Annotated in this window: 4 protein-coding genes, 1 tRNA gene and 1 pseudogene; all 6 read right to left on the bottom strand. The window is 68.3% G+C overall.

Annotation, left to right across the window (positions count from 1 at the left end):
- Window position 1: 1 nt before the first annotated feature.
- A tRNA-Ser gene (locus tag PKE44_RS13655) sits at window positions 2-92 on the bottom strand.
- A 106-nt stretch (window positions 93-198) separates the two neighbouring features.
- Entirely contained in the window at window positions 199-2,280 is a 2,082-nt protein-coding gene (gene pnp, locus PKE44_RS13650) for a polyribonucleotide nucleotidyltransferase (RefSeq protein ID WP_324552107.1), read from the bottom strand.
- A gap of 61 nt (window positions 2,281-2,341) precedes the next feature.
- Entirely contained in the window at window positions 2,342-2,611 is a 270-nt protein-coding gene (gene rpsO / locus PKE44_RS13645; protein WP_324552105.1) for a 30S ribosomal protein S15, read from the bottom strand.
- A gap of 174 nt (window positions 2,612-2,785) precedes the next feature.
- A complete protein-coding gene (gene truB / locus PKE44_RS13640) occupies window positions 2,786-3,715 on the bottom strand; it encodes a tRNA pseudouridine(55) synthase TruB (protein ID WP_324552103.1) in 930 nt (309 codons plus the stop codon).
- Window positions 3,712-4,119, bottom strand: coding sequence for a 30S ribosome-binding factor RbfA (gene rbfA, locus PKE44_RS13635; RefSeq protein WP_324552101.1), 408 nt, complete (start codon window positions 4,117-4,119; stop codon window positions 3,712-3,714). Before rbfA ends, truB begins: the two co-directional genes overlap by 4 nt.
- Before the next feature lie 21 nt (window positions 4,120-4,140).
- Window positions 4,141-5,919: pseudogene (gene infB / locus PKE44_RS13630) on the bottom strand (translation initiation factor IF-2); the annotation flags it as partial.
- Between the last annotated feature and the right edge of the window lie 237 nt (window positions 5,920-6,156).

Raw genomic sequence — 6,156 nt, 5'->3', positions numbered from 1 at the left:
ATGGCGGAGAAGGAGGGATTCGAACCCTCGATACGCGGTTAGCGTATACACGATTTCCAGTCGTGCGCCTTCGACCACTCGGCCACTTCTCCGGAATTCCGTACTCGCCGCAAGGTGGCGGCGAGCGCGCGAGAGTACGGCATCATCCGCACCGATCGCAAGCGATTCAGCGACGATCGGTACAGATGTCCGCCGGTCTCAGGCGTCGACCTGACGCATGGTCAGGCGCACGCGGCCCTGCTTGTCGATTTCCATGACCTTGACGCGCACGCTGTCGCCGACGGCGAGCTTGTCGGTGACGCTCTGGATGCGCTCCTCGCAGATCTGCGAGATGTGCACCATGCCGTCACGCCCGGGCAGCAGCGACACGAAGGCGCCGAAGTCCATGATGCGCACGACCTTGCCTTCGTAGATGCGACCGACCTCGATGTCGGCGGTGATCATCTCGATGCGCCGGCGCGCCTCGTCGCTGGCGCTCTTGTCGACCGCGGCGATCTTGACCGTGCCGTCGTCGTCGATGTCGATCGTCGTGCCGGTTTCCTCGGTGAGCTGGCGGATGACCGCGCCGCCCTTGCCGATCACGTCACGGATCTTGTCGGGATTGATCTTGATCGTGACGATGCGCGGTGCGAACGAGGAGATGTCGTCGCGCGGCCTGTCGAGCACGGCGTTCATGCAGCCGAGGATGTGCAGGCGGCCTTCGCGGGCCTGGGCCAGCGCGACCTGCATGATCTCCTTGGTGATGCCGTCGATCTTGATGTCCATCTGCAGCGCGGTGACGCCCTGCGTGGTGCCGGCAACCTTGAAGTCCATGTCGCCGAGGTGGTCTTCGTCACCGAGGATGTCGGAGAGCACCGCGAAGCGCTCGCCTTCCTTGATCAGACCCATCGCGATGCCGGCCACCGGTGCCTTCAGCGGCACGCCGGCGTCCATCAGCGCCAGGCTGGAGCCGCAGACCGAGGCCATCGAGCTGGAGCCGTTCGACTCGGTGATCTCGGAGACCACGCGCACGACGTACGGGAACTTCTCCATGTCCGGCATCACGGCCGCGACGCCGCGCTTGGCCAGACGCCCGTGGCCGATCTCGCGGCGCTTCGGGCTGCCGACGCGGCCGGTCTCGCCGACCGAGAACGGCGGGAAGTTGTAATGCAGCATGAAGAGCTCGCGGTACTCGCCTTCGAGCGCGTCGATGATCTGCGAGTCGCGGGTGGTGCCGAGCGTGGCGACGACCAGCGCCTGCGTCTCGCCGCGCGTGAACAGCGCCGAGCCGTGCGTGCGCGGCAGCACGCCGGCGCGCACGGTGATCGGGCGGACCGTCTTGGTGTCGCGGCCGTCGATGCGCGGGTTGCCGTCGAGGATGCGGTCGCGCACGACGCGGTATTCGAGGTTCGAATAAGCCGTCTTGACGGCTTCCGGCGTGTAGGCGGCACCTTCACCGGCGAGCTGCTCGACCACCGAGCCGCGGATTTCGCGCACGCGGTTCTGGCGGTCCTGCTTGACGGCGATCTGGTAGGCCTCGACCAGCGATCCGAAGGCGGCGCTGCGCACGGCGGCATCGAGCGCGGTATCGGCGGCCGGGGCCGACCAGTCCCAGGCCGGCTTGCCGGCTTCGGCGGCGAGTTCGCGGATCGCGCGGATCGCGGCCTGCATCTGCTCGTGGCCGAACACGACGGCGCCGAGCATGACTTCCTCGGAGAGCTCCTGCGCTTCGGACTCGACCATCAGCACGGCGTTTTCGGTGCCGGCGACGACGAGATCGAGCTGCGAGGTCTTCAGCTCCGAGTGCGAGGGGTTCAGCAGGTACTGGCCGTTGATGTAACCGACGCGCGCGGCACCGATCGGGCCGCCGAAGGGCATGCCGGTCAGCGCGACCGCAGCCGAGGCACCGATCAGCGCCGGGATGTCCGGATCGATGTCGTTGTTGGCCGACATCACCGTCGCGATGATCTGGACTTCGTTGTAGAAGCCTTCGGGAAACAGCGGACGCAGCGGCCGGTCGATCAGGCGCGAGGTCAGCGTTTCCTTTTCGGACGGGCGGCCTTCGCGGCGGAAGAAGCCGCCGGGAATGCGGCCCGCGGCATAGGTGCGCTCCTGATAGTCGACCGTCAGCGGGAAGAAGTCCCGCCCCGGCGCGGCTTCCTTCGCCCCCACCGCGGTGACCAGCACCACCGTGTCAGCCATGCTGACCATGACCGCGCCGTCGGCCTGACGGGCGATTTCGCCGGTTTCCAGCGTGACGGTGTGCTGACCGTACTGAAAGGATTTTTTCACGGAAGCCACGGGACCATCCTGAAGTGCTGCCTGGGAAGCGGTAATGCGAGGCGGCGTGCGTACGACGGAATCAGCGACGCAGGCCCAGGCGGGCGATCAGATCCTGATAACGGCCGAGGTCACCGCGCTTGAGGTAATCGAGCAGCTTGCGGCGCTGGTTGACCATCTTCAGCAGGCCCTGGCGCGAGTGGTGATCCTGCTTGTTCGACTGGAAATGCGGCTGCAGGCCGTTGATGCGCGCGGTCAGCAGCGCGACCTGGACTTCCGGCGAGCCGGTGTCATTGGCGGCACGCTGGAATTCCTGGACGACCTGGGCCTTCTGTTCGTTGCTGAGGGACATTGAGGCACTCCGAATTCTGATTCCGTGTGCGGAATCGGGTGGGTATAAAAGAACGCGCGATTCTAACCGTCCCCAGGCTGCCCCACAAGGCAAGCGCAGGGGACGCCATGCAAGTCTGCGGCCGGATGAAGCACGTCGTGCCGCCTGTCCTGCGGATGCGGCCCGGCAGCGTTTTCAGGACGCATTCAGCACGCGCCGCGGCGCGACGCGGCCATCGCCGGTCGGGCAGCCGATGCCGAGCAGGCGGCCGTTGCCGTAGACCCGCACCTCGCCGTCCACCGGCAGCGGGTTCGCCCGCACCGGGTTGCCGTTGACGAAGCCGTGCGCGGCTTCGTCGCCGAGTTCGACCCTCGGCCAGCCGGCGAGCGCGCTGTCGATCGGCAGCAGACAGGCATCGAGGGCGTCGCGGTCCTCGCCGAGGGCGCGCAGCTGATCGAGCGTCAGCATGCGCGCGGCATCCCAGGGCTCGACGCCGATGCGGCGCAGTTCGAGCAGGTGCGCCCCGCAGCCGAGTGCCGCGCCGATGTCCTCGGCGAGCACGCGGATGTAGGTGCCCTTCGAGCAGGCGACCTCGGCCGAGAAGCTCCCGGCGCTCCAGTCGAGCAGCTGCAGGCTGTGGATCGTGACGCTGCGCGGGGCGCGCTCGACCTCGATGCCCTGGCGGGCGAGCTCGTACAGCGGCCGGCCGTCGCGCTTCAGCGCCGAATGCATCGGCGGCACCTGTTCGATCGGGCCGCGAAAGCGCGCGAACACGGTTTCGAGCACGTCGGCATCGATCGGCGGCAGCGGCCGCTCGGCGAGCAGCGCGCCTTCGGCATCGCCGGTCGTGGTGGTGACGCCAAGTTTCGCCGTGAAGCGATAGCGCTTGCCGGCATCGAGCAGCAGGCCCGAGACCTTGGTCGCCTCGCCGAACAGGCAGGGCAGCAGGCCGGTGGCGAGCGGATCGAGGCTGCCGCCGTGCCCGGCCTTGCGGGCCGCGTACAGCCATTTCACCGCATGCAGCGCGGCGTTCGAGGACAGGCCGCGAGGCTTGTCGAGCAGCAGGATGCCGTGCACGTCGCGCCGTTCCCGGCGCACGCGCGGCTGGGTTTCACGGGAACTCATGCCGGATCGTCGTCGCCGGGATGACCGTCCGCGTCGTCGGGGTGGCGGGCCGCGTCTTCGGCGACCGCCTGACGGATCAGCGCATCGAGCTTCGCGCCGCGCTCGATCGATTCGTCGTAGACGAAGGCGAGCCGCGGCACGGTGCGCACGTGCAGGCCGCGCCCGAGCTGCTGGCGCAGCAGACCGGCGTGCTCGGCGAGCTGCTTCAGCACGGCCGGACGCTCGGCCTCGGGGCCGAGGTAGGTGACCCAGACCTTGGCGTGCGCGAGGTCGCGGCTGATCTCGACCTGCGTGATTGAGACCATTGCCACGCGCCGGTCGTCGATCTCGCTGCGCATCAGCGCGGCGAGATCACGGCGCACCTGTTCGCCGAGCCGGCGGGTACGCGAGAACTCCTTGGCCATCGGCTGCGGGCTCCGTTGCGCTTACAGCGTGCGCTGGACTTCGATGCGCTCGAAGACCTCGATCTGGTCGCCTTCGCGCACGTCGTTGTAGTTGCGCACGCCGATGCCGCACTCGAAGCCCTGCCGGACCTCGGCGACGTCATCCTTGAAGCGGCGCAGCGAGTCGAGCTCGCCCTCGAAGATGACGACGTTCTCGCGCAGCACGCGGATCGGCGCCGAGCGCTTGACCACGCCGTCGACGACCATGCAGCCGGCGATCGCGCCGAACTTCGGATGGCGGAACACCTGACGCACCTGCACGAGGCCGATGATCTGCTCCTTGACCTCGGGCGAGAGCATGCCGACCAGCGCCTTCTTGATCTCGTCGATGACGTCGTAGATGACGCTGTAGTAGTGCAGATCGACGCCTTCCTCCTCGATGACCTTCTTCGCCGCGCTGTCGGCACGGACGTTGAAGCCGATCATCACCGCCTCGGAGGCGACGGCGAGGTTGGCATCCGATTCGTTGATCGCGCCGACGCCGGACGAAATGATGCGCACGCGCACCTCGTCGGTCGACAGCTTGGTCAGCGCCTCGGACAGCGCCTCGGCCGAGCCCTGCACGTCGGTCTTCAGCACGACGTTGAGCGTCGCGATCTCGCCCTCGGCCATCTGGCTGAAGACGTTCTCGAGCTTGGCCTTCTGCTGGCGCGCCAGCTTGACCTCGCGGAACTTGCCCTGGCGGAACAGCGCGATCTCGCGCGCCTTGCGCTCGTCGCTGACCACGACCGCCTCGTCACCGGCGTTCGGGGCGCCGGAGAGGCCGAGCACCTCGATCGGAATCGACGGACCGGCCTCGTCGATCGGCCGGCCGGTCTCGTCGAGCATCGCGCGCACGCGGCCGTATTCGAGGCCGGTCAGGATGATGTCGCCCTTGCGCAGCGTGCCGGACTGCACCAGCAGCGTCGCGACCGGACCGCGGCCCTTGTCGAGGCGCGACTCGATGACCACGCCCTTGGCCGGGCCGTCGACGGCGGCGGTCAGCTCCAGCACCTCGGCCTGCACGAGGATCTGGTCGAGCAGGCCGTCGATGCCCTGTCCGGACTTCGCCGACACGTAGGCGAAGAGGTTCTCGCCACCCCACTCTTCCGAGATCACGCCGTGCTGCGACAGCTCGCTCTTGACGCGTTCGAGATCGATGCCGTTCTTGTCCATCTTGTTGACGGCGACGACGATCGGCACGCCGGCAGCGCGCGCGTGCTGGATCGCCTCGACCGTCTGCGGCATGACGCCGTCGTCGGCCGCGACCACGAGCACGACGATGTCGGTCGCCTTCGCACCGCGGGCACGCATCGCCGTGAACGCCGCGTGGCCGGGGGTATCGAGGAAGGTGATCGTGCCCTTGCCGGTCTCGACGTGGTAGGCGCCGATGTGCTGCGTGATGCCGCCGGCCTCGCCGGCCGCGACCTTGGTGCGGCGGATGTAGTCGAGCAGCGAGGTCTTGCCGTGGTCGACGTGGCCCATGATCGTGACCACCGGCGCACGCGAGCGCGCCTCGTGCACGACGCCCATCTCGGCGGCCAGTTCGTCCTCGAGCGCGTTCTCGGACAGCAGCTTGTAGCTGTGACCCATCTCCTCGACGACGATCGCGGCGGTTTCCTGGTCGAGCACCTGGTTGATCGTGACCATGGTGCCGAGCTTCATCAGGGTCTTGATGACCTCGGTGGCCTTGACCGCCATCTTCGCCGCCAGCTCGGCGACCGTGATGGTCTCGGGCAGCGCCACCTCGCGCGTCATCGGCGACACCGGCTTCACGAAGCCCTGCTTGGACGCCGCGCCGACCAGGCGACCGCCCTTGCCGCCCTTCCTGCCCTTGCCACGGCGATCGCCGTCGAAGTCGCCGCCCTTGCCACGCGGTTCGTCGTCACGACGCCGGCCGCGGTCATCGCTGCCACGGCGGCGCGTGTTGTCGGCCGTCGCCGGTGCCGCCGGTGCGGCGGCAGGCGCGGCATCCGCACCGGCGGGGCGGGCTACGGCTGGCAGTGGTCAGCCGAGCCC

The sequence above is a fragment of the Plasticicumulans sp. genome (assembly GCF_035331805.1).
In the GTDB taxonomy this organism is placed as follows: domain Bacteria; phylum Pseudomonadota; class Gammaproteobacteria; order Competibacterales; family Competibacteraceae; genus Plasticicumulans.
The sequence above is the reverse complement of the archived record's forward strand: the minus strand, read 5'-3'. Positions and strand labels throughout refer to the sequence as shown.